Source organism: Pseudarthrobacter defluvii, from assembly GCF_030816725.1.
In the GTDB taxonomy this organism is placed as follows: domain Bacteria; phylum Actinomycetota; class Actinomycetes; order Actinomycetales; family Micrococcaceae; genus Arthrobacter; species Arthrobacter defluvii_A.
In genome coordinates this window covers 2,642,558-2,667,533 of sequence record NZ_JAUSYG010000001.1, presented here as the reverse complement: position 1 = coordinate 2,667,533, position 24,976 = coordinate 2,642,558, and the positions used below count along the sequence as shown (strand labels likewise).

General features: G+C 65.2%; 19 protein-coding genes, 2 rRNA genes and 1 pseudogene. 15 read left to right on the top strand and 7 right to left on the bottom strand.

What is annotated here, in order from left to right; all coding sequences use genetic code 11:
• Positions 1–155: 155 nt before the first annotated feature.
• Both QF031_RS12525 and rrf read left to right on the top strand, forming a co-directional pair.
• Positions 156–3,283: ribosomal RNA gene (locus tag QF031_RS12525) — 23S ribosomal RNA — on the top strand.
• Between the two features lie 170 nt (positions 3,284–3,453).
• Positions 3,454–3,570: ribosomal RNA gene (gene rrf / locus QF031_RS12520) — 5S ribosomal RNA — on the top strand.
• A gap of 200 nt (positions 3,571–3,770) precedes the next feature.
• On the opposite strand, the gene QF031_RS12515 is transcribed toward rrf, so the two are convergent.
• Entirely contained in the window at positions 3,771–4,547 is a 777-nt protein-coding gene (locus QF031_RS12515) for a hypothetical protein (RefSeq protein ID WP_307428427.1), read from the bottom strand.
• 120 nt (positions 4,548–4,667) lie between these two features.
• On the opposite strand from QF031_RS12515, the gene QF031_RS12510 reads away from it, so the two are divergent.
• From QF031_RS12510 to QF031_RS12455, 12 genes are all read left to right on the top strand, one after another.
• Entirely contained in the window at positions 4,668–5,726 is a 1,059-nt protein-coding gene (locus tag QF031_RS12510; protein ID WP_307428425.1) for a hypothetical protein, read from the top strand.
• Positions 5,727–5,732: 6 nt separating this feature from the next.
• Positions 5,733–6,722, top strand: coding sequence for an HAD-IIA family hydrolase (locus tag QF031_RS12505; RefSeq protein ID WP_307428422.1), 990 nt, complete (start codon positions 5,733–5,735; stop codon positions 6,720–6,722).
• Positions 6,723–6,731: 9 nt separating this feature from the next.
• Positions 6,732–6,995 (top strand): hypothetical protein, encoded by a 264-nt coding sequence (locus tag QF031_RS12500; RefSeq protein ID WP_307428419.1) that lies wholly within the window; start codon positions 6,732–6,734, stop codon positions 6,993–6,995.
• A complete protein-coding gene (locus tag QF031_RS12495) occupies positions 6,995–7,810 on the top strand; it encodes a TlyA family RNA methyltransferase (protein WP_307428417.1) in 816 nt (271 codons plus the stop codon). The genes QF031_RS12500 and QF031_RS12495 overlap by 1 nt, the downstream gene beginning before the upstream one ends.
• A gap of 13 nt (positions 7,811–7,823) precedes the next feature.
• Entirely contained in the window at positions 7,824–8,846 is a 1,023-nt protein-coding gene (locus QF031_RS12490) for an NAD kinase (protein WP_307428414.1), read from the top strand.
• A 4-nt stretch (positions 8,847–8,850) separates the two neighbouring features.
• Positions 8,851–10,590 (top strand): DNA repair protein RecN, encoded by a 1,740-nt coding sequence (recN, locus tag QF031_RS12485; RefSeq protein WP_307428411.1) that lies wholly within the window; start codon positions 8,851–8,853, stop codon positions 10,588–10,590.
• 26 nt (positions 10,591–10,616) lie between these two features.
• Positions 10,617–12,404: a CTP synthase gene (locus QF031_RS12480; RefSeq protein ID WP_307428408.1), complete on the top strand. Its 1,788-nt coding sequence runs from the start codon at positions 10,617–10,619 to the stop codon at positions 12,402–12,404.
• A gap of 25 nt (positions 12,405–12,429) precedes the next feature.
• Positions 12,430–13,089 carry an NUDIX domain-containing protein gene (locus QF031_RS12475; RefSeq protein WP_307428406.1) on the top strand — a complete coding sequence of 220 codons (660 nt, stop codon included), beginning with the start codon at positions 12,430–12,432 and terminating at the stop codon, positions 13,087–13,089.
• A complete protein-coding gene (xerD, locus tag QF031_RS12470; RefSeq protein ID WP_307428403.1) occupies positions 13,089–14,111 on the top strand; it encodes a site-specific tyrosine recombinase XerD in 1,023 nt (340 codons plus the stop codon). Before QF031_RS12475 ends, xerD begins: the two co-directional genes overlap by 1 nt.
• A 125-nt stretch (positions 14,112–14,236) precedes the next feature.
• Positions 14,237–14,740 carry an RNA polymerase sigma factor gene (locus QF031_RS12465; RefSeq protein WP_307428401.1) on the top strand — a complete coding sequence of 168 codons (504 nt, stop codon included), beginning with the start codon at positions 14,237–14,239 and terminating at the stop codon, positions 14,738–14,740.
• A 2-nt stretch (positions 14,741–14,742) separates the two neighbouring features.
• Complete coding sequence (locus tag QF031_RS12460) at positions 14,743–15,534, top strand: hypothetical protein (RefSeq protein ID WP_307428397.1); 792 nt, start codon at positions 14,743–14,745, stop codon at positions 15,532–15,534.
• A gap of 36 nt (positions 15,535–15,570) precedes the next feature.
• Positions 15,571–16,053 carry an 8-oxo-dGTP diphosphatase gene (locus tag QF031_RS12455; RefSeq protein WP_307428394.1) on the top strand — a complete coding sequence of 161 codons (483 nt, stop codon included), beginning with the start codon at positions 15,571–15,573 and terminating at the stop codon, positions 16,051–16,053.
• Between the two features lie 82 nt (positions 16,054–16,135).
• On the opposite strand, the gene QF031_RS12450 is transcribed toward QF031_RS12455, so the two are convergent.
• The 4 genes from QF031_RS12450 to QF031_RS12435 are packed head-to-tail and all read right to left on the bottom strand — an operon-like array spanning position 16,136 to position 20,386.
• On the bottom strand, positions 16,136–17,275 hold the full coding sequence (locus tag QF031_RS12450; protein ID WP_307428392.1) for a bifunctional 2-methylcitrate synthase/citrate synthase: 1,140 nt from the start codon (positions 17,273–17,275) through the stop codon (positions 16,136–16,138).
• A 36-nt stretch (positions 17,276–17,311) separates the two neighbouring features.
• Positions 17,312–18,217 carry a methylisocitrate lyase gene (gene prpB / locus QF031_RS12445; protein ID WP_307428389.1) on the bottom strand — a complete coding sequence of 302 codons (906 nt, stop codon included), beginning with the start codon at positions 18,215–18,217 and terminating at the stop codon, positions 17,312–17,314.
• A complete protein-coding gene (locus QF031_RS12440; RefSeq protein WP_307428386.1) occupies positions 18,217–19,737 on the bottom strand; it encodes an MmgE/PrpD family protein in 1,521 nt (506 codons plus the stop codon). Before QF031_RS12440 ends, prpB begins: the two co-directional genes overlap by 1 nt.
• A complete protein-coding gene (locus QF031_RS12435) occupies positions 19,730–20,386 on the bottom strand; it encodes a GntR family transcriptional regulator (protein WP_307428383.1) in 657 nt (218 codons plus the stop codon). The genes QF031_RS12440 and QF031_RS12435 overlap by 8 nt, the downstream gene beginning before the upstream one ends.
• A 174-nt stretch (positions 20,387–20,560) precedes the next feature.
• Between QF031_RS12435 and QF031_RS12430 the strand changes: the two are divergent.
• Positions 20,561–22,466, top strand: a pseudogene (locus QF031_RS12430) (propionyl-CoA synthetase).
• A gap of 36 nt (positions 22,467–22,502) precedes the next feature.
• Here the strand turns inward: QF031_RS12430 and QF031_RS12425 are convergent.
• Positions 22,503–23,216 (bottom strand): response regulator, encoded by a 714-nt coding sequence (locus tag QF031_RS12425; RefSeq protein ID WP_307428379.1) that lies wholly within the window; start codon positions 23,214–23,216, stop codon positions 22,503–22,505.
• Entirely contained in the window at positions 23,213–24,847 is a 1,635-nt protein-coding gene (locus QF031_RS12420) for a sensor histidine kinase (RefSeq protein WP_307428376.1), read from the bottom strand. The genes QF031_RS12425 and QF031_RS12420 overlap by 4 nt, the downstream gene beginning before the upstream one ends.
• Positions 24,848–24,976: the final 129 nt, after the last annotated feature.

Genomic DNA, 24,976 nt, shown 5'->3' with positions numbered 1-24,976 from the left:
CTACATAGTGGACGCGAGCATCTTGTATAAGAAGCAATTTCCAAGATATATGAACCTGGATCTGGCTGCGCGTGGTGGTGCTGCTCCTTTGTGGGTGGTGTTGATTGTGCGTGGTTGGTTTCTGTGGTTCTCTCGAAAATGTTTTTGATCTTTGTGGTCAAGTTTTTAAGAGCACACGGTGGATGCCTTGGCATTAGGAGCCGAAGAAGGACGTAGGAATCTGCGATAAGCCTGGGGGAGTCGATAACCGGACTGTGATCCCAGGGTGTCCGAATGGGGAAACCCCGTCAAGCGCGCGAGTGACTTGGTGACCCGTACCTGAACACATAGGGTGCGTGGGGGGAACGCGGGGAAGTGAAACATCTCAGTACCCGCAGGAAGAGAAAACAATAGTGATTCCGTTAGTAGTGGCGAGCGAACGCGGATCAGGCTAAACCGTTCCATGTGTGATAGCCGGCGGGCGTTGCATGGTCGGGGTTGTGGGACTTTCCATACCAGTTCTGCCGGGCTGGTGGGGTGTGATGTGCGCGCATAGGTGAACGGTTTTGAAAGGCCGGCCAGAGAGGGTGTTAGTCCCGTAACCGTAATGTGTAGCACCGCCTGTGTGAGTATCCCAAGTAGTACGGGGCCCGAGAAATCCCGTGCGAATCTGTCAGGACCACCTGATAAGCCTAAATACTCCCTAATGACCGATAGCGGACCAGTACCGTGAGGGAAAGGTGAAAAGTACCCCGGGAGGGGAGTGAAACAGTACCTGAAACCGTGTGCTTACAATCCGTCGGAGCAACCTTGTAGTTGTGACGGCGTGCCTTTTGAAGAATGAGCCTGCGAGTTAGTGTTACGTCGCGAGGTTAACCCGTGTGGGGCAGCCGTAGCGAAAGCGAGTCTGAATAGGGCGTGTGAGTGGCGTGATCTAGACCCGAAGCGAAGTGATCTACCCATGGCCAGGTTGAAGCGACGGTAAGACGTCGTGGAGGACCGAACCCACTTCAGTTGAAAATGGAGGGGATGAGCTGTGGGTAGGGGTGAAAGGCCAATCAAACTTCGTGATAGCTGGTTCTCCCCGAAATGCATTTAGGTGCAGCGTTGCGTGTTTCTTGCTGGAGGTAGAGCTACTGGATGGCTAATGGGCCCTACAAGGTTACTGACGTCAGCCAAACTCCGAATGCCGGTAAGTGAGAGCGCAGCAGTGAGACTGTGGGGGATAAGCTTCATAGTCGAGAGGGAAACAGCCCAGACCACCAACTAAGGCCCCTAAGCGTGTGCTAAGTGGGAAAGGATGTGGAGTTGCGAAGACAACCAGGAGGTTGGCTTAGAAGCAGCCACCCTTAAAAGAGTGCGTAATAGCTCACTGGTCAAGTGATTCCGCGCCGACAATGTAGCGGGGCTCAAGTACACCGCCGAAGTTGTGGCATTCACATATTCTCCAAGCCTTCGTGGTTCAGGAGTGTGGATGGGTAGGGGAGCGTCGTGTGGGCGGTGAAGTCGCGGTGTAAACCAGCGGTGGAGCCTACACGAGTGAGAATGCAGGCATGAGTAGCGAAAGACGGGTGAGAAACCCGTCCGCCGAATGATCAAGGGTTCCAGGGTCAAGCTAATCTGCCCTGGGTAAGTCGGGACCTAAGGCGAGGCCGACAGGCGTAGTCGATGGACAACGGGTTGATATTCCCGTACCGGCGAAAAACCGCCCATGCTGAGCGGGGGATACTAACTGCCCGAAACCTGCCCGACACCCCTTGTGGGTGAAGGGTTTTGGTGGAGCGCAGGACCTGATCCCGGGAGGCAAGCGTATTAACAGGTGTGACGCAGGAAGGTAGCCGAGCCGGGCGATGGTTGTCCCGGTCTAAGGATGTAGGGCGAGTGGTAGGCAAATCCGCCACTCACATAGCCTGAGATCTGATGGGACCCCCGTTTGGGGGGATTTGGTGATCCTATGCTGCCGAGAAAAGCATCGACGCGAGGTTTTAGCCGCCCGTACCCCAAACCGACACAGGTGATCAGGTAGAGAATACCAAGGCGATCGAGAGAATTATGGTTAAGGAACTCGGCAAAATGCCCCCGTAACTTCGGGAGAAGGGGGGCCCCAACCTTGAACACCACATCGCTGGTGGGAGGGGATCGGGGCCGCAGAGACCAGGGGGAAGCGACTGTTTACTAAAAACACAGGTCCGTGCGAAGTCGCAAGACGATGTATACGGACTGACTCCTGCCCGGTGCTGGAAGGTTAAGAGGACCGGTTAGCCGCAAGGCGAAGCTGAGAATTTAAGCCCCAGTAAACGGCGGTGGTAACTATAACCATCCTAAGGTAGCGAAATTCCTTGTCGGGTAAGTTCCGACCTGCACGAATGGAGTAACGACTTCCCCGCTGTCTCAACCATAAACTCGGCGAAATTGCAGTACGAGTAAAGATGCTCGTTACGCGCAGCAGGACGGAAAGACCCCGAGACCTTTACTATAGTTTGGTATTGGTGTTCGGAGTGGCTTGTGTAGGATAGGTGGGAGACGTTGAAGCCCGGACGCCAGTTCGGGTGGAGTCATCGTTGAAATACCACTCTGGTCACTTTGGACATCTAACTTCGGCCCGTAATCCGGGTCAGGGACAGTGCCTGATGGGTAGTTTAACTGGGGCGGTTGCCTCCTAAAAAGTAACGGAGGCGCCCAAAGGTTCCCTCAGCCTGGTTGGCAATCAGGTGTCGAGTGTAAGTGCACAAGGGAGCTTGACTGTGAGAGAGACATCTCGAGCAGGGACGAAAGTCGGGACTAGTGATCCGGCGGTACATTGTGGAATGGCCGTCGCTCAACGGATAAAAGGTACCTCGGGGATAACAGGCTGATCTTGCCCAAGAGTCCATATCGACGGCATGGTTTGGCACCTCGATGTCGGCTCGTCGCATCCTGGGGCTGGAGTAGGTCCCAAGGGTTGGGCTGTTCGCCCATTAAAGCGGTACGCGAGCTGGGTTTAGAACGTCGTGAGACAGTTCGGTCCCTATCCGCTGCGCGCGCAGGAAATTTGAGAAGGGCTGTCCTTAGTACGAGAGGACCGGGACGGACGAACCTCTGGTGTGTCAGTTGTACTGCCAAGTGCACCGCTGATTAGCTACGTTCGGATGGGATAACCGCTGAAAGCATCTAAGCGGGAAGCTCGCTTCAAGATGAGATTTCCATACACATTTATGTGTGAGAGGCCCCCAGCCAGACCACTGGGTTGATAGGCCGGATGTGGAAGCGAGGACTAACGACTCGTGAAGCTGACCGGTACTAATAGGCCAACAACTTACACCACACAGAAACATACAAATTCTGCTTGCGTCCACTATGTGGTTCCCAACCAACAACCCCCGCAACACACGGGTTGCACAGGGAACCAACACAACTGAATACAACACCACATGTTGTAACCACAGTCTTCCCACCCCCAAAGCAACACCAACGCGGGGGAGCGGGTGAAAGGGTTACGGCGGTCATAGCGTGGGGGAAACGCCCGGTCCCATTCCGAACCCGGAAGCTAAGACCCACAGCGCCGATGGTACTGCACCCGGGAGGGTGTGGGAGAGTAGGTCACCGCCGGAACAATCATTGAGGTCGAGGCCCCAACCACACGGTTGGGGCCTCCCACATTTAACAACACACCACCCAAAACGAACCCAATACCGGGACCAGCCCCAGGACCCCCGCTCACCCCTGACAGCTAAACGATCAACCCCCGCTCACCCCTGACAGGTAAACCATCGACACCCTCTCATAGCTATCAAAGCCATGAGAGCCTGCGTTCAAGATGAACCTGCCAGACATGAGCGGGCGTCGGGGAGGAACCTGCCAAACGTGAGCGGGCGTTCGTTGAGCTGTGAAGCTGGCCACGATGCCGCTCCCAGGGCTTCCGCTGTCCCGCGGCATTTTGCGGCTCCACTAGAATTGATGAAGATGTACGGACTTCGAAGCGCTTGATTTCGGGTCGCGTAGGAAACGAAACGAGCGGCTGCAGTTGCGCCAGTGGTCGGCTCACAACAGGAGGAATCCATATGGCCGAGCACAACGGTGGCAACCGCGGCAACGACCGCGGCGCGTTCCGCGGCAACAACAACTCCGGCGGTGAGCCGCGTGGGTTCAGGTCCCGGTCGGACCGTGAGGGTAACAACTTCTCCCGCGGAGGAGCTACCGGTGGCGGGGAGCGTAAGTCTTTCGACGACCGGGACCGTAAGCCGTTTGGTGATCGTCCGCGTCGTGATGGGGAAGGTGATCGCCGTGGTTTCGGCGGCGGTGCCGGCGACCGTGAGCGCAAGCCCTATGGCGATCGTCCGCGTCGTGATGGGGAAGGTGATCGCCGTGGTTTCGGCGGTGCCGGTGACCGTGACCGTAAGCCGTTTGGTGATCGTCCGCGTCGTGATGGGGAAGGTGATCGCCGTGGTTTCGGCGGTGCCGGTGACCGTGAGCGCAAGCCGTTCGGTGACCGCGACCGCAAGCCCTACGGCGACCGTCCCCGCCGCGACGGCGAAGGCGATCGCCGTGGCTTCGGCGGTGACAACCGCAAACCGTTCGGTGACCGTCAAGAGCGGGCGCCCCGCAGCTTTGACCGCGACAACAACCGCGGCGACAGCCGTGCTGACTCCGGCCGCGGATCCGGTCCCCGCAGTTTCGGCCGCGACCGCCAGGAGGAACGCCCCGCCCGCGTGCCCAACGCTGCCGACCTTCGCAGCGCCAACCGGCCGGACCGTGAACGCTCGCCCGAAATCGACGAGGACGTCACGGGCAAGGAATTGGACCGCGCCACGCAGCACCAGATCAAGACCCTCGAGTCCAAGAGCGCGGAGTGGGTGGCTCGCCACCTGGTCATGGCCGGCCGCCTCATCGACGACGAGCCCGAACTGGCCTTCCAGCACGCACTTGCCGCCAGCCGTCGTGGCGGTAGGCTCGCTGCTGTTCGCGAAGCCGTTGGCCTGACCGCCTACGCTGCCGGCCACTACGGTGAGGCGCTGCGCGAGTTCCGGACCTTCCGGCGGATCAGCGGCTCCAATGTGCATCTGCCCGTCATGGCCGACTGCGAACGTGGCCTGGGCCGCCCCGACCGGGCCCTTGATGTTGCCCGTTCCGAGGAAGCCCAGGATCTCGACGCGCCCGGGAAGGTAGAGCTGGCCATCGTGGCCGCCGGAGCACGTACCGACCTCGGCCAACTGGATGCAGCGGTGGCGGAACTTGAGATCCCGCAGCTGGACATCAACCGCGCGTTCTCCTACAGCCCGCGTCTCTTCCGTGCCTACGCCGACGCCCTGGCAGCGGTGGGACGCGACGAAGAGTCGCAGAAGTGGAGCCGTCAGGCCGTGGTGGCGGAAAATGCCCTGGGCCAGGGTGTGGACCAGGAACCCGAGATTATCGACCTCGGCTGGGACGAGGAAGAGGAGGCCCGGGAAGAGGCTGAGCGCCGCCGGATGCTGGACCGTGCTTCCACTGCCTCCGCCCCGGAAGCCGAAGCCGGAGCCGAAGCCGGAGCCGAAGTCACGGCAGCGGCTCCCGCTGCCCCTGCCGCCGAAAGCGCCCGCGTTACAGACGCAAGGGAAGCCCAGGACAGCAGCTTCGATGACCAGGACGCCGACTACTTCGTTTCGGACGACGCGGAATCGGACCAGGACTCGGTGGAACACGACGAGCTTGAGGCTGCGGCACCGGAAGAGGCAGGCGACGACGTCCTCGAAGACTCGAACACCCTGGACGATGAAGAACGGCGGGACTGACCGCCCATGAGTGAGGCTTCCCTGGTTTCCCGCTTCGATGCCCTGCTGGCAGACCTGGACGGCGTGGTGTACGCAGGTCCGCACGCAATTCCCGGAGCTGTTGAATCGCTGAAACAGCTCGCCGGGCTCGGCATCGGCTTGGGGTACGTAACCAACAACGCCTCCCGTTCGCCGGCAGAGGTTGCAGCACACTTGCGTGAACTCGGTGCACCCGCCGAGGACAACCAGGTGGTCAGTTCCTCGCAGGCGGCGGCGGACCTGCTTGCTTCGCTGCTGGCGCCCGGGTCGCGGATCCTGATTACCGGCAGCCCGGCGCTGGCCCGGGAAATCGAGCTGGCGGGCCTGGTCCCGGTGGGCAGCCAGGACGAGGAGCCGGTGGCCGTGGTCCAGGGCTTCAGCCCCGCCATCGGCTGGAAGGACCTGGCCGAAGCCACCTATGTTGTGAACGCCGGCGCCCTGTGGGTGGCCACCAACACGGACATGTCCATTCCCCAGGCACGCGGGATCGCCCCCGGGAACGGCACCTTGGTGGCCGCCGTCGCTGCCGCCACCGGGCAGCAGCCCCAAGTCGCGGGTAAACCCGAGGCGCCGCTGTTCCACTCCGCCGCCAAGCGCCTGGGGGCCGAGCGCCCCCTGGTGGTGGGGGACCGGCTGGACACAGACATCCTGGGCGGCAACAACGCCGGCTTCGCCACCGTGGCGGTGCTGACCGGCGTCGACACCCGCGAAACCATCCTTGCAGCCCGCTCCCCGGAACGGCCCAACTACATCATCGCGGACCTGGGGGACCTGCACCGCCCGTACCCGGAGGTGACGCTCGACGACGGCACCTACATTTGCGGGGAAGCGACCGCGCGCGTAGCCAACGGAGCGGTGGGCATCATTGGCAGCCAGGACGACCTGAACTCCTGGCGCGCTGCGTGCGCGGCCTGGTGGGCGGAGACACCGGAGGCCGCAACTGCCCAGGCACCCAAGCTGGTGTGGCTGGATCACTAGACTGGTTCAATGACTGAGCTGACCGAACCGGACGACTCGACAGCCCAGCCCGCCCCGGAGTGGCCGAACGCGGCCATGCGGGACATCGGGCAGGACGGCGCTGATCCGCAGGTGGGACGGGCCATGGCCAGGCTTCTCGACATACCCGGCCTTCCCGCCGCGGACCACGAAAGCGTCTACAACGAACTCCACGACGAGCTGCTGGCGGCACTCAACAGCGATCCTATCGACCAGGTCCGGGCGGCAGCCAATCGCGCCGGCGGGGCAGCCTGATGCCCGTCCGCCTCGACCAGGCGCTGGTGGCCCGCGGCCTGGCGAGGTCGCGGACCCACGCGGCCTCGCTCATCGCCGACGGCAAGGTCACCTCCGGTGGCCAGGTCCTGGCCAAAGCCTCCCAGCAGGTTGACGACAGCCGGGACCTCGCCGTCGAACTCGATGACAACGACACCTACGCCAGCCGTGCCGCGCACAAGCTGGCCGGCGCCCTCGACGCCTTCCCCCAGGTCTCGGCGCAGGGCAAAAGGTGCCTCGACGCCGGTGCCTCCACCGGGGGCTTCACCGACGTCCTCCTTCGGCGAGGTGCCGCGCAGGTGGTGGCGGTCGACGTCGGACACGGCCAGTTGGTGCCGCACCTCCGCAACGACCCCCGCGTGGACGTCCATGAGGGCATGAACGTCAGGTACATGGACCCGGCTGACATCGCCGGCCCTGCCGCCCTGACCGTGGCGGACCTGTCCTTTATCTCCCTCACCCTGGTGGTGCAGCCGCTGGCCGACTGCACCGAACCCGGCGGTGACCTGGTGCTGATGGTCAAGCCGCAGTTCGAAATAGGAAAGGACCGGCTGGGCCGCACGGGGGTGGTTACGTCGGAACGCGAGCGGCGGATGGCCGTCCAGAAGGTTGCCGGCGCAGCGCTCGACGCCGGGCTGGACCTGTGCGGGCTGGCGGCAAGTCCGTTGCCGGGACAGGACGGAAACGTCGAATACTTCCTGTGGATAAAACGCAGGATCACCAAAGACTTGCCTAAGATCGAAGAGCGAGAGGCAGCAGCAGCTGCATTGCTCGGACAAATCTGGCCGAACCACTAGAGAGCGGAACCTGATGAGCAGGCGTGTACTGGTCCTTGCCCACACCGGCCGCGAGGAGTCACTGAAGGCCGCCTGGGAAGCCTGCGCCCTGCTGCAGGCGTCGGGCATGGTCCCCGTGATGCAGGAGTCCGAACTGGGTGACATGGAGCGGTTCTTTGGCCACCTCGCCCAGCCGGTGGAGGTGCTCCACGACCACGTCCAGCTGCCCGACGTCGAACTCGTCATGGTCCTGGGCGGCGACGGAACCATCCTGCGGGCCGCCGAACTGGTCCGGGAAGTTGATGTGCCCCTGCTGGGCGTCAACCTGGGCCACGTGGGGTTCCTGGCCGAAAGTGAGCGGGCGGACCTGGCCCAGACCGTCGAGTGGATCGCCAGCCGGGAATACACGGTGGAAGAGCGGATGACCATTGATGTCCAGGTCTGGGTCCGCGGCCAGAAGATTTGGCACACCTGGGCTTTAAACGAAGCCGCCATCGAAAAAGCCAACCGCGAACGGATGCTGGAAGTGGTGACGGAGGTGGACGAGCGACCGCTGACCTCCTTCGGCTCCGACGGCATTGTGCTCGCAACCCCCACGGGTTCCACTGCCTACGCGTTTTCCGCCGGTGGACCGGTGGTATGGCCCGAGGTGGAGGCGCTGGTGATTGTGCCCATCAGCGCCCATGCGCTCTTCGCCAAGCCGCTCGTCGTGTCGCCCAGGTCCAAGCTCGCCGTTGAGGTGCTGGGCCGGACTGACGCCCAGGGGGTCCTCTGGTGCGATGGCCGGCGCTCGGTTGACCTGCCGCCCGGCGCACGCGTGGAAGTGACCAAGTCGGCCACCCCTGTCCGGCTGGCCCGCACGCACCAGACCCCGTTCTCAGCCCGCCTGGTCCGCAAGTTCCAGCTGCCAATCCACGGCTGGCGCGGCCCGGTGCCCAAGTCCGACGCCGTGCACACGGGCCCCATTCCCGTGGTGCGGACGCCCCGGCCCGTGCCGCCGCTGCCCGCGCGTCTTGAGGGCCCCGACAGCGATCCCGATCCGTCGACTGCGAAGTGAATCAATGCTTGAAGAACTGAGAATCCGTGATCTCGGCGTCATCACCGACGCAACGCTTCCGCTCGGCCCGGGGCTGAGCGTGGTCACCGGCGAAACCGGGGCGGGGAAGACCATGGTGGTCACCGCCGTCGGACTGCTGCTAGGCGCCCGCTCGGACGCAGGGGCTGTCAGGAGCGGTGCCAAGAGCGCCACCGCCGAAGCGGTGCTTAAGCTCGACATCGGACACCCAGCCGTCGCACGTGCCCTGGATGCCGGCGCTGACGCCGAGGAGTTCGACGGCGGCACAGAGCTGATCCTGGCCCGCCGGCTGGGCGCGGACGGACGGAGCCGCGCGTTCCTGGGTGGCCGGGCCGCCCCGGTGGGTGTCTTGGCAGAAATCGGTGAATCACTGGTGGTGGTGCACGGCCAGTCGGACCAGATCCGGCTTAAGGGTGCCACGGCGCAGCGCGAAGCCCTGGACAAGTTCGCCGGGGAGACGCTGGCCGGGCCGTTGGCGGCGTACCAGGAGCTCTACGGCCGCTGGAAGGCGAGCCAGGCGGAACTGGACAGCCTGCGCAGCGCCGCGCGGGACAGGCTCCGGGAAGCCGAATCCCTGGAGGCCGCCCTTGCTGAGATCGATGACGTGGACCCCCAGCCGGGGGAGGACGAACTGCTGAAGGCCGAGGCCGTGAAGCTGGCGAACGTCGAGGAGTTGCGGATCGCCGCCAGCACTGCGCACCAGGCCCTCATTGCCGAGGACTTCGGTGAGGCAGGTGACGCCACCACCTTGGTGGACTCCGCCAAACGGACCCTGGAGCACGTGGCGGAGCACGACGCCGAGCTGGGGTCCGCTGCCGCCCGGCTGGCGGAGGTGGGCTTCCTGCTCAACGACATCGCCACCGAGCTGGCGAGCTACCAGGCGGGCCTGGACTCCGAGGGCCCGGAACGGCTCGCCGAGATCGAGGACCGGCGCGCCGCCCTGGCCAAGCTGGTGCGCAAATACGCCCCCACCATTGACGAGGTGCTGGAATGGGCGGAGAAGGCACGCATCAGGTTCGACGAGCTGCAGGACGATTCCTCCCGCATCGAGTCCCTGGACGCGGAGGTGGTCCGTGCCGAAGCGGAGCTGAAGAAGCAGTCGGCAGCCATCAGCAGGATCCGGGCCAAGGCCGCCAAAGACCTGTCAGCCAGGGTCAGCGCCGAGCTCAAGGCCCTGGCCATGGCCGACGCCACCCTGGTGATCAACCTGGATTCCGCAGGGCAGCTGGGCCCGTACGGCGCGGACGAGATCAGCTTCCTGCTGCAGCCGCACTCCGGCGCCCCGGCCCGGCCGCTGGGCAAAGGTGCGTCCGGCGGTGAGCTGTCCCGCGTGATGCTGGCCATCGAAGTGGTGCTGGCCGCCGTCGATCCCGTCCCCACGTTCGTCTTCGACGAAGTGGACGCAGGCGTGGGCGGGCGCGCCGCCGTCGAGATCGGCCGCCGCCTTGCCATGCTGGCACGCCACGTGCAGGTGCTGGTGGTGACGCACCTGCCGCAGGTGGCCGCCTTCGCGGACCAGCACATCACCGTGACCAAGACCTCAGTCAGGGGAGCCGACGGCGGCACCTCCACCGGGTTCACCTCCAGCGACGTCCGCCTCCTCGACGAGGCGGAGCGGGTGCGTGAGCTCGCCCGGATGCTGGCCGGCCAGGAGGACTCGGAGTCGGCCCAGGCGCACGCCCGGGAGCTGCTGGACGACGCCAAGCTCCTGCCGCAGCGGGCCTGACCGGCACCCACGGGAAGGCGCAAATGATGATAGGCTCGAACTCCGTGGTGCAGCGATCAAATTCCCGTGTAAATTCCCGGTTCCCGGGTTCCTCCAAGATGACAAAGCACATTTTCGTTACCGGTGGTGTGGCGTCCTCGCTCGGTAAGGGTCTGACGGCGTCCAGCCTCGGTCACCTGCTCCGGGCACGCGGCCTGTCCGTCACGATGCAGAAGCTCGATCCCTACCTCAACGTGGATCCGGGCACGATGAACCCCTTCCAGCACGGTGAGGTCTTCGTCACCGACGACGGCGCCGAGACGGACCTGGACATCGGGCACTACGAGCGTTTCCTCGACGAGAACCTCGAAGGTTCCGCGAACGTGACCACCGGCCAGGTGTACTCCACGGTGATCGCCAAGGAACGCCGCGGCGAATATCTGGGGGACACCGTCCAGGTCATCCCGCACATCACCGATGAGATCAAGCGCCGCATGCGCCTGCCCGCCGAGGGCAAAAACGCCCCGGACGTGATCATCACCGAAATCGGCGGCACCGTTGGCGACATCGAATCCCAGCCGTTCCTCGAATCCGCCCGCCAGGTCCGCCAGGACGTGGGCCGCGGCAATGTCTTCTTTGTCCACGTCTCGCTGGTCCCGTACATCGGGCCCTCGCAGGAACTGAAGACCAAGCCCACCCAGCACTCGGTGGCAGCCCTGCGCTCCATCGGCATCCAGCCGGAAGCAATCGTCATCCGGTCTGACCGCGAAATTCCCGAGGCAATGCGTGCCAAGATCGGCCGCATGTGCGACGTCGACCTTGAAGCCGTCATCGGGTGCCCGGACGCCCCCAGCATCTACGACATCCCCAAGACCCTGCACACACAGGGCCTGGACTCCTACATCGTCCGCGCCCTGGACCTGCCGTTCAAGGATGTCGACTGGACCAGCTGGGACCGCCTCCTCGAGGCTGTCCACAACCCCAAGCACCAGGTCGAGATTGCCCTGGTGGGCAAGTACATCGACCTGCCGGATGCCTACCTCTCGGTCACCGAAGCGCTGCGCGCCGGCGGCTTCGCCAACGAGACCAAGGTGAAGATCCGCTGGGTCCCGTCGGACGAGTGCGAGACCCGTGAAGGCGCCATCAAGGCGCTCGACGGCGTGGACGCCATCTGCGTGCCGGGCGGCTTCGGCATCCGCGGCCTCGAAGGCAAGCTGGGCGCCCTGAAGTTCGCCCGGGAAACCAAGCTGCCGGTCCTGGGCCTGTGCCTTGGCCTGCAGTGCATGGTCATCGAGTACGCCCGCAACGTGGTGGGCCTGGAAGGCGCCTCCTCCAGCGAGTTCGAGCCGGACTCCAAGTACCCGGTGATCGCCACCATGGAGGAGCAGCTGGAGTACGTCGAGGGCCGCGGCGACCTGGGCGGAACCATGCGCCTGGGCCTCTACGAAGCCAAGCTCGACGAAGGATCGGTCATCGCCGGAACCTACGGCAAGACCACAGTCAGCGAACGCCACCGGCACCGCTACGAGGTCAACAACAAGTACCGCCAGCAGATCGCGGACAAGGGCCTGGTCTTCTCCGGAATGTCCCCGGACGGCAAACTGGTGGAATTCGTCGAGCTGCCTGCCGACGTCCACCCGTACTACGTGGCCACGCAGGCCCACCCCGAGCTGAGCTCGCGGCCCACCCGCCCGCACCCGCTGTTCGCCGGACTGGTGAAGGCTGCCCTGGACCACCAGAACGCGAACCACCAGGACACGGGTCAAGCCCCTGCCGACACGGCTGCGCCCGCGGACGGCGAGGCTGCAGCATCGGGTAGCGTTACCGCTAAGTAGCCAAGAGATGAAAAAGGACGGCGCGATGCCTGGTACACCTGAAGCCACCCCTGCGAAACAGGTTTCGGATGCACCAAGCCCGCGCCGTCTTTTGTCTACGGAGAAGGTCTACCAGGGCCGGATCTGGGACGTCGTCAGCGACACCTTCCAGCTCTCCGAGTCAGGGGACGCCCTCACCCGCGACTACATCGACCACCCCGGCGCCGTCGCCATCCTGCCCATGAACGCCGAAGGCGAGATCCTCCTCCTGAAGCAGTACCGGCACCCGGTGGGCATGGACCTCTGGGAGGTCCCCGCGGGCCTGCTGGATGTTGAAGGCGAAGACTTCGTCGTGGGGGCAGCCCGCGAACTCGCTGAGGAGGCCGACCTCGCCGCCGGGACGTGGAACGTGCTGGCAGATGTCTTTAACTCCCCGGGATCCTCCAGCGAGGCCATCCGCATCTACCTGGCCCGCGACCTCACCGAGGTGCCGCACCACGAACGGCACGAGCGCACGGAAGAGGAAGCGGAGATCGAATTCCACTGGATCGCCCTGGACGATGCCGTGGCATCCGTCCTGGCGGGCCGCCTGCACAACCCGTCCGCCGTCGTCGGAATCCTTGCCGCCGCGGCCGCCCGGACCGGCAACTATGAAGACCTCAGGCCCGCCGACGCGCCCTGGCCCGCACACCCAAGCCAGCGCTGATGGTCCCGGGTCCCGCGGCTGAAGCGGCACCGTCTGTCCAACCGGCTGCGGAAGTGCGTTCTGCCGGCGCGGTCCCTGCGGACATTCCGCCCGCCATCGACCGGGCCATCACCGATTACCTGCAGCACATGGGCGTGGAGCGCGGCCTGGCCGTGAACACGCTGGCCGCCTACCGCCGTGACCTGGCCCGCTACGCCCGATACCTCACCGCCGCCGGCTGCACCCGGCCCGAGGAAATCACCCGCCACCACGTCACCGGTTACGTCCGTGCGCTCTCCGACGGGTCCGACGGCGGTTCCACCCTTGGCGTACGCTCGGCAGCCCGGACCGTCGTGGCTGTCCGGGGGCTGCACAAGTTCTGGGCCCTCGAGGGGTACACCCCGGCCGATCCGGCCAGCGAGGTCCACCCGCCGATGGCCGGCAAGCGGCTGCCGAAGGCCATCAGCGTTGATGAGGTGACGCGCATCCTGGAGGCCGCTGGAACGGACACCGCCACGGGACTGCGGGACCGGGCACTCCTCGAATTCCTTTACTCCACCGGCGCCAGGATCAGCGAAGCCGTGGGGCTGGACGTGGACGACATCTCTCTGGCGGAACCGGAGTCCGGGCCAGCCGTTGTCCGGCTGTTCGGAAAGGGTTCGAAGGAGCGGCTGGTCCCGTTGGGTTCCTATGGGGCCCGAGCGCTGGACGCCTACCTGGTCCGCGGCCGGCCGCTCCTCGCCGCCAAGGGGAAGGGCACGCCGGCGCTGTTCCTCAATGCCCGCGGCGGCAGGATCAGCCGGCAGAGTGCCTGGACCATCCTGAAGGCGGCCGCGGAGAAGGCCAACATCACCCGGGATGTTTCCCCGCACACGCTGCGGCACTCGTTCGCCACCCACCTGCTCGAAGGCGGGGCGGACGTCCGGGTGGTGCAGGAACTGCTGGGCCACGCCTCCGTGACCACCACCCAGGTGTACACGCTGGTCACTGCCGATACCCTGCGCGAGATCTACGCCGCGGCGCACCCGAGGGCGTTGGGCTGAGGCGAGTCCTGCCCCTGACGCTGCAACCAATCCCCAGAATAATTTTCCCCCCGCTGTAAGAACCAGCCCCGCCCGGAACACTTAGTCTTCAAGAAGAAGTCATCACGTGTCCGGGGGGAAATACCATGTTGACAGCGGAAGAGCAGGCATTCATCGATCTGCATTCCCGGCATTCGGGGCGGGTCTACCGGTACATCGCGTGCCGCATCAGCGACACGGGACGGGCCGAGGAATTGGCGGCCGATGTGTTCCGAATTGCCTGGCAGAAACAACTTCCCGAGCCACCCGGCATCGGCTGGCTGATCGCCACGGCCCGGCATGTGCTCGCTAACGAATACAGGGGGCGCCGTCGCCGCCAGGAACTCCTTGACCGGTTGCAGGACGAGGCAGGCCGCAACGTCCTGCAGGAAGAAACCGGGGAACAAGCCGCGGTAGCGGAAGTACTTGGCCACCTTCGCGAGCGGGACCGCGAGATCCTCATGCTCAGTTATTGGGATGACCTCACCATCCCCGAACTTGGCCAGGCCCTTGAATGTTCCCCCTCAACTGCTGCCGTACGGCTGCACCGTGCACGCCGGGCATTCGCCAAGGCGGCACCGGCACATCTCATGACCGAACGGAAGGACTAGCCATGGATCGCATCGAGCAGTTGATGAAGGCCGCCAAACCCCGGCCGACGCCACCGAACACGGTGGCCGGAAGCGAAGCTGCCCCGTCCGTTGCGCCAACTGCGGAAACCGAAGTCATCCGTTTGGCGGCACCGGCACCGGAACGCGGCAACCAGCGGGGACGGACAGCCGTCCGGACAACGGCCGCGACCGTCCTCGCAGCCGCAGCTGTGGCTGGTGCGGTGTACGTTGGCGGAACCATGACACAGCGGCCCATGCCGACACCCGGCGTGGCGCCCTCGGAGTCAGCCGGAAACCCTGCGCCCGCCAGTCCGCATGCCACACCTTTTGCGAGTGAACAACCCACCGCCACCGCATCACCCTCCACGGCTCAACCTGGGAACCCTGCGGCCGGTGGCTTGAGCACCGGCGGCGTGCCCTGCACCATGGACAACGTGGACCTGCAGCGAAGCGACCAGCAGCGCATAATCTTTCCGATCCCCGCCGACCAACAACATCTCTACACCGTCCTGGGTTGTGCCGGCGGGTGGCTGGCCTTCTCCATCTCGGATGAGGGAGCCAAGGCCCTCCAGCTCGATGGGGGCAACGCGTGGTACCAGATTGCCAAACTGCGGGATGGCCGGTTCCTTTGCGACTTCCAGCAGACCTACTCCAGTGTCTTCAACTGGGAATTCCAAGCCTTGAACAACCAAAGCCTGACCCCCCAGCAGGCGATGGACAAAGAATTCGGGCAAAAAGGAATCCCGGTGGAACTCCGGCCGGAACTCGTTGGCGACGGCCCTGCGGCTGGATAGCCTCGCCGCCTCGTACCCGGCTATAGGGTTGGGCACATGGAATTCGCTTCTGTCACACTCTGCTTCCTCCTGCGGGAAGGTCCCACCGGGACCGAGGTATTGCTGGGATTGAAGCAAACCGGGTTCGGCAAAGGAAAGATAGTGGGCATCGGTGGCCATGTGGAGCCGGGGGAGACTCACGCGCAGGCGGTGATCCGTGAGGTGCTTGAAGAAACCGCCGTGGTGCTCCGCCACGAAGATTTGGCGGATGCCGGAACCGTCCGGTTCGTCTTCCCCGCGCGGCCCGAATGGAACATGGCCACCCGGCTCTTTACCGCGCGCACCTGGCAGGGCGAACCGGAACCCAGCGACGAGATCCTGCCCGAGTGGTTCCGGGTGGACACCCTGCCGGTGGACCGCATGTGGCAGGACGCCGACCACTGGCTGCCGGTGGTGCTGGAGGGCCGGAGGGTCAACGTGGTGGTCACCATGCACACCGACAACGAATCCGTCGCTTCGTCTGAAAGCCTCCTGGGTTAGCTGCCAACCGCCAAGCCGTTAAACGCCCGACGGCGGGAGGGCACCAAAGTGCCCTCCCGCCGTCGGGCGTTCCTGCCCGGCGCTACGGAAGGTGCCGTTCCTCCACGCCGTTGTACTCACTCAGCGGCCTGATCAGCGAGTTGGCATCGAGCTGCTCCATGATGTGCGCGGTCCAGCCGGTGATCCGGCTGGCCACGAACAGGGGAGTAAAAGTGGGTGTATCGAAGCCCATGAGGTGGTACGTGGGCCCGGCGGGGTAGTCGAGGTTCGGCTTGATGGCTTTGGCCTCGTCCATCGCCGTTTCCAGGCCGTTGTACAGCCCCAGCAGCTCGGGGCGGCCGTAGTGGGCGATCATCTTGTCCAGGGCGGCCTTCATGGTGGGGACCCGGGAATCGCCGTGCTTGTAGACGCGGTGGCCGAAGCCCATGACCTTTTTCTTCTGCGCCAGGGCATCCTCCATCCAGGCCTTCGCCCGCGCGGCAGCCTCCTCGAGGGACTCCTCCTGCCGGATGCCGATCTCGTCGAAAGTGTGCATCACGGCTTCATTCGCACCGCCGTGCAGCGGACCCTTCAAAGCCCCGATGGCTCCTGTCACTGCTGAGTGCAGGTCGGACAGTGTGGACGTGATGACGCGGGCGGTGAACGTTGACGCATTGAAGGAGTGCTCGGCGTAGAGGATCATCGAGACGTTGAAGGCCTCCACCACTTCCGGCACCTGTTCTTCTCCGAAGGCCATCCACAGGAAGTTCGCCGAATAGCCCAGGTCGTCGCGCGGCTCCACGAGTTCCTGGCCGTGGCGGCGGCGCTGGTCATAGGCCACCACCGCTGGCATGGCCGCGAACAGGTCCACGGCCTTGGCCATGTTCGCTTCCCGGGAGGAGTCCTCGGCCAGCGGGTGCCGGGCGCCCATCACGGATGCCGCGGTCCGGCAGACATCCATCGGGTGCGACGTCACCGGCAAGGCGTCGATGACCTGCTTGACCACGGGGTCAAGAGCCCTTCCGGCCCGCTCCCTCGCGGTGAATTCGGCCAGCTGCTCCTTGGTGGGCAGCTCGCCGTTCCAGAGCAGGTAGGCGACTTCCTCGAAGCTGCACTTGGCCGCCAGCTCCTGGACGGGATAGCCCCGGTACAGCAGCGAGTTCGTGTCCGGGTTGACCTTCGAAACCGCGGTGTAGTCAACCACGACGCCGGCAAGGCCCTTTTTGATCTCATTTTCAGCCATGCTGAAACTCCTTCGTTCTTGCGGGGATCCCGGGTCCTACCGGACGCCGGGGATCCGGAAGTTGAACACCCCGGTGTCAAAGTGGTTGTAGGCCTCGTAGTCAACGAGGTCATAGAGCCGGGCACGGGTCAACATGCTTGGGACCTGTGCCTCCTGGGTGCCGTCGGACTTGATCGATTCCAGAGTACGCTCAGCAGCGCCCATGGCACTACGGAGCAGGGTGACCGGATAGATGATCATGTTGACGCCGACGCCGGCCAGCTGGTCCACGGAGAACAGGTCACTTTTGCCGAACTCAGTCATGTTGGCCAGGATGGGTACGTCCACCGCGTCCCGGATGGCCTGGAACTCGCTGAGGTCCTTCATGGCTTCCGGGAAAATCGCGTCCGCCCCGGCTTCCACGAGAGCCCGGGCCCGCTCCTGGGCTGCTTCCAGGCCGTCGGTGGCGCGGATGTCGGTCCGCGCCATGATCAGGAAGTTCGGGTCACGCCGCGCGTCAGCGGCGGCCCGGATCCGCTTGGTAGCGGTGTCCAGGTCCACCACGTTCTTGCCGTCCAGATGGCCGCAGCGCTTGGGGTTGAACTGGTCTTCGATGTGGCAGCCGGCCAGGCCGGCGTTTTCGAGTTCCTGCACGGTGCGGGCCACGTTCATGGGCTCGCCGAACCCGGTATCGGCGTCGACGATCGAGGGCAGGTCCGTCATGCGGGCGATTTGGCCGGCGCGGGTGGCCACCTCCGTCAGCGTGGTCAGCCCGATGTCCGGCAGGCCCAGGTCGTTGGCCAGGACGGCGCCGGAGATGTAGACCCCGGCGAAGCCTTTTTCCTCGATCAGGCGGGCCGAGAGCGGGTTGAACGCGCCCGGGAACTGCTGGATGGTGCCGGAGGACAGCAGCTCCCGGAAACGGATCCGTTTCTGCTCCGGGGTGGTCTTGGAGTACAGCATCAGAAGAGTCCCTTCGGTGCCGCGGCCAGGTCGATGACGCCCGGGGCGGCTGTGATGTTCAGCTGGTCCAGTTCGCCCGCGGCGAGGTGGGGGAGGCGTTCGACGGCGGCGAGGAACCTTTCGATTTCGGCCTCCTCCACCAGCCCCGCGGCGAGGGTGCGGAACTTGTTGACATACTGTTCCCGGGCGAATGGCCGGGCACCCAGCGGGTGCGCGTCGGCCACGGCGATCTCGTCGGTGATGACTGAGCCGTCCTTGAGCGTAATCTCCACTGACCCGCCAAAGGCCTTCTCGGCGATGTCCAGGGAGTGGTACCGGCGGGTCCATTCGGGATCCTCCACGGTGGTCACCTTGTGCCAGAGCTCCACGGTGTCCGGCCGTGCAGCGCGCTGCGGAGCGTAAGAGTCCACGTGGTGCCAGGCGCCGTCCTGCAGGGCGACGGTGAAGATGTACGGGATGGAGTGGTCCAGGGTTTCCCGGCTCGCGGTGGGGGAGTATTTCTGGGGATCGTTGGCGCCGGAGCCGATCACGTAGTGGGTGTGGTGGCTGGTCTTGATCAGGACTGATTCGACGTTGGCCGGGTCCGTCACCTCAGGGTGTTCGCGGTGCAGCTTGCGGGCCAGGTCGATCCAGGCCTGCGCCTGGTACTCGGCCGAGTGTTCCTTGGTGTAGGTGTCCAGGATGGCGCGCTTGGCTTCGCCCGGAGTGGGGAGCGGCACCATGTAGGACGCGTCCGGGCCGTCCAGCATCCAGGCGATGACGCCGTCTTCGCCTTCGTAGATGGGCACGGGAGAGGTCTGGCCGCGCATGGCCCGGTCTGCGGATTCAATGGCCATCTTGCCGGCGAACGCCGGGGCGTGCGCCTTCCAGGTGGAAATCTCGCCCTTGCGGGACTGCCGGGTTGCGGTGGTGGTGTGCAACGCCTGCCCCACGGACTGGAAGATGGTTTCGACGTCGAGTCCCAGCAGGCTGCCGATTCCGGCAGCCGCGGAGGGGCCAAGGTGCGCCACGTGGTCGATCTTGTGCTTGTGCAGGCAGATCGCCTTGACCAGGTTCACCTGGATCTCATAGCCCGTGGCGATGCCGCGGATCAGGTCGTGCCCGCTGGAGCCGACGTGCTGGGCCACGGCGAGAATTGGGGGAATGTTGTCGCCGGGGTGGGAATAGTCGGCGGCGAGGAAGGTGTCGTGATAGTCCAGCTCGCGGACGGCCACTCCGTTGGCCCAGGCGGCCCATTCCGGTGCCACGCGCTCGCCGATGCCGAAGACCTTGGAGCCCTTGCCGCCGGTGCTGGGGCCATGGGTCAGCGCCTGGGCGCGGGCCGCGACGATGGGAGCCCGGTTCAGGGAGGCGATGGCCACCGACGCGTTGTCGATGATGCGGTTGATCACCATGTCGGTCACTTCACCGGAGACAGCAACGGGGTCCGCCGCGACCTGGGCGATCTTGTAGGCAAGCTGGTCCTCGCGGGGCAGGTTTTCTTCGCTCTTGTAGACGCGGACGTGGTGTTCCTTAACCATGGTGCTCCTTCGGGTGGGGTGTGTGCGTTGCTTTGACGTGGGAGAGGCTGCGGTGCAGGTGGACGATGGTGGCCGCCTCGGCGAGCTTCGGATTGCCGGCTGCGATCGCTTCTGCGATGGCGGCATGCTCGGCGGCTGCGGCCGTGAGGCGGCGCGCGTCGTCGGCTGCCAGCCGCCGGATGCGGACCAGGTGGACGCGCAGGCTGCGCATGGCCTGGGCCAGGTAGGAATTGGAGATGGCGGCATCAATGGCAGCGTCCAGCCTGCCCACCAGTTCGTAGTAGTCGTGGAGTGCCGGCTCGTCGCCGCTGACAAGCTCCGGGGCCCGGAGCAGCTCGTGCTGCAGGCGCTCGAACGTTGCCGCGTCCCCGCGCCGGGCGGCCAGTGCCGCGGCCCTGCCCTCAAGTGTTTCGCGCAGCTCGAAGAGCTCATCGATGTCCTCAAGGGATATATCGGTAACGACGACGCCGCGGCCGCCCGCCGTCGTCAGCCCTTCCGCTGTAAGGCGGCCCAGCGCTTCCCGCAGCGGCGTGCGCGAGACGCCGAGGCGTTCGGATTGTTCCACTTCGGCGAGGACCGTTCCGGGGGCCAGGCGCCATTCGATGATGTCGTCGCGCAGGGCGGCGTACGCCTTGTCACTGGCACGCATGGCTGGCTCCTTCCACTGATAACCCAACCAGTGTATACAGGAGCGGCCGCTTGGGACAGTACTTTGGGCAGAAGAGTCCCGGGTGGTGGCATTTCTGTATACAGACCTCTTGTCGGCCGCACTGTCTTGCCACTACCATGAGCTGCATCACAATGTCGTGGATGGGATTACCTCATGGTCACCAACAGCTATCGGGACAGCTACCAGCGCAGCGTTGAACAGCCCGAATCTTTCTGGCTGGAGGCAGCGCATAGCATTGCCTGGACTTCTCCGCCAAGCAACGCCCTGGATTCCAGCCGGGCGCCACTGTACGGCTGGTTCCCGGACGGCATCCTGAACACCTGCTACAACGCGCTGGACCGGCATGTCGCCGAGGGGCGCGGAGGGCAGGACGCCCTGATCCACGACTCCGCCATGCTGGGGACCCAGCAGCGTTATACCTACGCGGAACTCCTGGACCTGGTTGAGCGCTTTGCCGGTGTGCTCCGCGGCAACGGCGTGGGCAAAGGGGACCGGGTGGTGATCTACATGCCGATGATCCCGGAAGCGGCCATCGCCATGCTGGCCACTGCCAGGCTGGGCGCGGTCCATTCCGTGGTTTTCGGCGGCTTTGCGCCCAAAGAGCTTGCAGCCCGGATCAGGGACGCCGCACCTGCCGCAGTGGTGACCGCTTCGGGCGGCATTGAACCGGCCCGCCGGATCGAGTACCTGCCGGCCGTCGCCGAGGCGCTTGAGCTGGCGGGGACGCGGGACATTCCCGTGCTGGTCAAAGCGCGCGGGGGATTTGCGTCAGCGGCGGCGGACCACGCCGGCTGGCTGGACTGGGACGAGGCCATGGCCTCGGCTGAGCCCGCTGGCCCGGTCGACGTGAAGGCGACGGACCCGCTGTACATCCTCTACACGTCCGGAACCACCGGTACGCCCAAGGGGGTGGTGCGGGACAACGGAGGCCACGCCGTCGCCCTGCGCTGGACGCTCGAGAATATCTACGACGTCGGGCCCGGCGACGTTATGTGGACCGCCTCGGATGTCGGCTGGGTAGTGGGGCACTCCTACATTGTGTACGGACCGCTGCTGGCTGGAGCCACCACGGTGATGTACGAAGGCAAGCCGGTGGGGACCCCGGATGCCGGTGCTTTCTGGCGGGGTTGTCCAGGACCACAAGGTCAGCGTGCTCTTTACCGCGCCCACGGCGCTGCGGGCCATCCGCAAGGCGGACCCGGACGCGTCCTTGCTCACGAACTATGACGTGTCCAGCCTGCGGACGCTGTTCACGGCCGGTGAGCGGCTGGACACGGACACGTTCCACTGGGCCTCGCGGGTCCTGAGTGTGCCGGTGGTGGACCACTGGTGGCAGACCGAAACCGGCTGGGCTATATGTGCCAACCCGCGGGGGCTGGAGCCGCTGCCCATCAAGGCCGGGTCCCCGAGTGTTCCGATGCCCGGCTTCCGGCTGCGGATCCTTGATGGCGCCGGCATGGAAGTGGAGCCCGGCACCGAAGGCAACATCGTGCTGGGCCTGCCGCTGCCACCGGGCACCCTCACCACCCTGTGGGGAAACGACGAACGCTTCATCTCCTCCTATCTCCAGGCCTTTGAAGGCTGCTACGCCACCGGCGATTCCGGGTACCGCGACGAGGACGGCTACCTGTTCGTCATGGGCCGCACCGATGACATCATTAATGTCGCCGGCCACCGGCTCTCCACCGGCGCCATGGAACAGGTGATCGGGCAGCACCCGGCCGTTGCCGAGTGCGCCGTGGTTGGCCTCGCAGACCCCCTCAAAGGCCAGCGTCCCAGCGGCTATGTGGTGCTCAAATCCGGGGTCGACATCCCTGAAGACGTCCTCGCCAAGGATCTGGTGGCACTGGTCCGCCGGGACATCGGTGCCGTGGCGGACTTCAAGCATGTAACCGTGGTGGATGCCCTGCCCAAGACGCGCTCCGGCAAGATCCTCCGAAAGACCATGCGGCAGATAGCCGACGGCGAGGAGTATACGGTGCCCTCCACCATCGAGGATCCAGGGGTCATCGAGCAGTTGGTTGGAGTGCTGCGGGTGGGACGGGGCCAGGCCGGCTGAGGGCACGGCAAGAGTGTTCTGGCCGCCGATACGGGGTCAGCGGGCGTTCCAGCGGTATTCGTTCTCCGGCCTTCCCGGCGTGCCGTAACGGGCAGTCCGGGACACCGTGCCGGCGTCGGCAAGGTACTCGAGGTAGCGCCGCGCCGTGACGCGGGACATGCCCAGGGCGTCCATGACCTCGGTGGCGGATACAGCCTCGGGTTGTTGGCGCAGGAACTCCTGGACGGAGCCGAGGGTCGAGGTGGAGAGGCCCTTGGGCAGCGGGAGTTCGGACGGTGCCCTAAGGCTGGCGAACGCCCGGTCAACCTCACTCTGGGAGGCGCCTCCTTTGCCGGGGCCCACGCTGGAACCGGCCAGCTGCTGACGGAACTGGCGGTAGTTTTCCAGCTTGTCGGAGAACGTGGCGAACGTGAAGGGCTTGATCAGGTACTGGACCACGCCGATGGCGACGGCGCTGCGCACAATTGCCAGCTCCCGGACGGCCGTGATGGCGATGATGTCCGCAAGGATCCCAGCAGAGCGCATCCGCCTGGCGATGTCCAGGCCGTGGAGGTCCGGCAGGTTCATGTCGAGCAGGACCAGTTCCACGGGCTCGCCCGCGGCCACGAATTCGTTCAGCAGCCGCAGGGCGGACTGGCCGTCGGGTGCAGTCCCTGCAAGCTCAAACCCTTCCAGCCGCCCCACGTATGCGGCGTGGGCCGCCGAAGCGATGGCCTCGTCTTCGACAACGAGGACACGGATGTTGCTCACTGTCTTTGCTCCTTCTCCACGGACACCGCCGCAGGCAGGAATACTTCGAACTTGGCGCCGCGCCGACCATTAGTGGCCAGCGTACCGCCCAGTCGCTGCACCGCCTGCCGGACCAGCGCCAGGCCAATGCCCCGGCCGCCCGTCCCTGCGGGCTTCGTGCTGTATCCATGCCGGAAGATCTTCTCGGAATCCCCGGGATCGATGGCCGCCCCGGAATCGTTGACGGCGATGTCCAGGCCTTCCTCGTCCGCCTCCAGGGTCAGCACCACCCGCCTTGGCGGCGGTGCCTCGGCGGCAGCATCGATGGCGTTGTCCAGCAGGTTGCCCAGAATCGTCACCAGGTCCTGGACAGCCAGGCCGGGGGCGGTGCCGGAGTTGAGGGTGGACACCTCCAGCTGGACACCGCGCTCGTGGGCCTCGGCCACCTTCCCCATCACCAGGGCGCCCACCACCGGCTCGTCGATCGATCTCACCATGTCGTCGGTCAGCTGCTGGCTCAGGGCAAGGTCCTGCGTGGCAAAGTCCAGGGCTTCCCCGGTCCGGCCCAGCTCCAGGAGCGAAACCATGGTGTGCAGCCTGTTGGCGTGTTCGTGGGTCTGTGCCCGGAGCGCATCCGAAAGGGTCCGCATGGTCTGCAGTTCGTTGCCCAACGCTTCGATCTCTGTCCGGTCCCGGAGGGTTGCCACGGTTCCGTACACTGGCACTTTCCCGCGTGACCCGGGGGTGTCGGGACCCCGCGCCGGGCCCTGGTTCACCACCAGCACCCGGGATCCGGCCAGGACCATCTCGTCCTTGGTGGTCCGCCCGGAGTCGAACAGGCTGCGCAGTTCACTGTCCAGGGGCAGTTCCGCCAGCGAGGGAGGACGGGTGGGATCGTTGCTGCCCGTCTCCGGCAGGCCGAGCAGTTCGGCAGCCTGGTCGTTGTACATCACCACGCGCTTCCTGGCGTCGATCAGTATGAGGCCTTCGCGGACCGAGTGCAGGACGGATTCGTAGTACGCGAACAGCTGGGCGAGTTGTTCGGGCCCCCACCCGCGGGTCACCTGCCGCAGGTAGCGGCCCAGCAGCCAGGATGCCAGGGAACCTCCCACCAGCAGGGCGATGCCGACGGCCAGCAGGACCGGGAGGCGGCCGGCCAGGGCGACGTCGACGTTGCGGACGGTAACCCCGGCCGCCACGAGGGCCTTGACCGTCCCCGTGGAGTCTTTGACCGGCACGATGGTCCGGACGGAGGGTCCAAGGGTGCCTGCCGTCACTTCCGTGAACGCCTGGCCCCGCAGCGCGGCGTTAATGGAGCCGATGTAGGGGCGGCCCAGCTCCTCGTCCCGCGGGTGCGTCCACCGGGTCCGGTCCGGAGCCATGATGGTAATGAAATCGATGTGCGCCGCAGTGGATACATCGCTGGCGTAGGGCTGCAGGAGGGCGGACGGATCCGGCGTCGTTGCGGCCTGCAGCACCAGGGGATTGGCGGCGATGGAGGCGGCCACCCCTTCCATCCGGCGGCCTGCTTCGTCGTAGGTGCGGTCCCTGGCGTCCACGTACGCGGCCGTTCCCACAATGGCGATAAAGGAGACGACGATCAGCAGGTTCGCCAGGAAGAGCCGGCGGGCAATGCTCCAGCGGTGGATCATGCGTACCTCCAGTTGACCCTGCGGGTGCCGCGACCAATATGAACGCAACGGTGAGCTGAATCACGGGGTGCCGAATGATGGGTATCACATTGCAAGGACGTGTTGAGCCCAGAGACTGCGCCGCAGCGT